Raw genomic sequence first — 2,210 nt, 5'->3', positions numbered from 1 at the left:
CGCCATCACGGACCAGAACCACCCTCATCGACGTGTCCTCCATGCCACAGGACTACGCCCCAAAACCATTCCTGACAAGGGTTCTGGTCCTCATTAGCCGGTTAACAGGCAGGAGCCGACCGATCCGACCGACGCGGCGATACTGGCCTCGTCCAGGCGTTCTGACAACGCAATCGAGGTGTACTGGGCAGGTTCAACCGGTCGTTGCAACACCGGCTTCTTCCAGGGATCGTAGTTGTTCGTCGAAGACCTCGGCCGGGGCCATCGCCAGCAGACGCTGCTCGATCCTGGACGACGGAAGACTGACCGGCTCAACCCGCTTCCACGGCTCACAGATCGCCACGCACACGTCCTCTCATCTGCCCGAACTGCTGGGAAAAGGACACCGGAGGGCCTCACAAGGAGACGCCTCCGGGTCGCTCTGCATGATCGCAGTGCCCTCACCCCATGACATGCGACACGGCCGGACCACAGCCCTCGCGCCCATCCACGCCCAAAGTCCTCACCACCGGCCTACACCCTCATCTGTGAAGAGCCCGTATGACGCCACACGTGCTCATCAACACCGATCACAGTGACGCCGTCGAGGCGGCCGGGCTTGTCGATCAGAAGCCTGTGTCCTTCGGCCAGGACAGCATCATTGGCGGTGTTCCACGCCACGTCGAGCGCAGCGGCGATCCGGGAAACCGACAGGTGGTTGACCACCAGCGCCTCCAGCGCCCACCGCAACGCCCCGTTCGACAGACACGAGCGCGGCTGCGCCGCGCACGTGAGGCCCTGGCGCCACACGTGACCACATTCGCGGCACTGGTAGCGGCGTAGCCGGATCTGGAGGGTGGTGGGTCGCCAGCCGAACGGCACGTGCGCCAACTCTCGCACGACACTGTCACGCGGCTGGCCGTGGCCCCCGCAGCGGTGACACCAGTCGTCAGGCTCGACCGGGCGACACAGCAGCACGGCGCGCTCGCCGGTGAGGTGCTGGCCGACGACGGTCAGGCCGAGGTCGTCGAGCTGGCAGAACGTGGTCAGATCAGGGCTGGTGGAGCTACATTGGGCACGTCGAGGTCTTTGGTGAGGCAGTGTAGGAACTTCCATCATCCAAGGACCTCGGCCCGTCTCCGAACCCAGGCCTACTGGCCACCTACACCCTCATCTGTGAAGAGCCCATTTATCTCCGCGGGAGGAGCAGGATAACCGGCCACGGTCAGCTCTCTCGAACACAAGCAATGCAAGGCCCAACGACACGCCACACCGGGAGTTACCTAGACTCCTTGGAGTTAAGCAACAAAACCAGCCCAATAATTAAAAGTGATGATGCTAACCCGATTGTCACCAAGGATCGCTCCGGGGCTATTAGCAGTAGCACCAGAGCGCAGATCCAGACGAAAATCCCCGTGTACCTCGCTACTGATTCTCTATTCATTTTCAGCACACATCCCCAATCGAACATCCTACGGCTATTGCCAAACCTCCTCCGCCAAACGCGAATCCAATTCCTGTCCCCAGCATCGCAACGGGGCCAGCAGTTGGAGCGAGAGAGGCGATGCCAATGATCGCGCCAGCCATCCCCACAGCCCCCATCGTAATATTGATTGCATCCATGGTGCTAAACAGGCCGGTGGGGTCGGTGAAGTTGATGGGGTTTCCAGCTGCGTACAGGTAGGGGTTGATCTCTTGTCCGGGGGGGTCTGCGGTGGTGAAGCGGCCCTGGGTGGGGTCATACCAGCGGGCGCCGAGGCGGACCAGGCCGGTGGCGGTGTCGCGGGGCGCCCCGACATACATGAGGGTGTTGGCCTTCGCGGTGGGGCTCCACCGGTAGTAGCTACGAGGCTGACCGTAAGGGTCGTAACGGTAGTAGGCCTCCTTGCCACCGGCGTCGTTGGTCATGGCCAACACCGACCCGAGACGGTCCTTGTGGAAGTACTCCATCACCCCGCCCAGGTCATAACCCAGCACCTGACCGTTCGGCAGGGTGAACAACTTCATCACCCCGTCGCCGAACATGTTGCTCAGCGAGTTCATCCCGGCCGGCTTCCACGACACGTCCTGGCCGTGGGCCCAGGTTCTGGTCGAGGTCACAAAGTCGAACGGGACGCTGACCTAGTGCCCCGTGTGTGAAGTTGTTGGACGGTTGGCTTTGGCGAGGATTTCGTCGGCGGTCTTGGTCCAGATGAAGGGGTGGCAGCGGTCGTTCCAGCCGTTGACGAAGG

Annotated in this window: 2 protein-coding genes and 1 pseudogene; all 3 read right to left on the bottom strand. The window is 62.2% G+C overall.

What is annotated here, in order from left to right:
• Positions 1–193: 193 nt before the first annotated feature.
• Entirely contained in the window at positions 194–343 is a 150-nt protein-coding gene (locus ACTQ49_RS14850; protein ID WP_441828610.1) for a hypothetical protein, read from the bottom strand.
• A gap of 194 nt (positions 344–537) precedes the next feature.
• Positions 538–1,095: pseudogene (locus ACTQ49_RS14845) on the bottom strand (ISL3 family transposase); the annotation flags it as partial.
• A gap of 330 nt (positions 1,096–1,425) precedes the next feature.
• On the bottom strand, positions 1,426–2,022 hold the full coding sequence (locus ACTQ49_RS14840) for an RHS repeat-associated core domain-containing protein (RefSeq protein ID WP_441828609.1): 597 nt from the start codon (positions 2,020–2,022) through the stop codon (positions 1,426–1,428).
• Positions 2,023–2,210: the final 188 nt, after the last annotated feature.

Origin of the sequence: Luteococcus sp. Sow4_B9 (genome assembly GCF_052116585.1) — a bacterium.
GTDB lineage: Bacteria > Actinomycetota > Actinomycetes > Propionibacteriales > Propionibacteriaceae > Luteococcus.
This window is presented reverse-complemented; position numbering and strand designations above follow the sequence as displayed.

Coding starts and splice junctions, on each gene's coding strand:
- ACTQ49_RS14840 (WP_441828609.1), bottom strand. CDS start 2,022: ATGAACTCGCTGAGCAACATGTTCGGCGACGGGGTGATGAAGTTGTTC.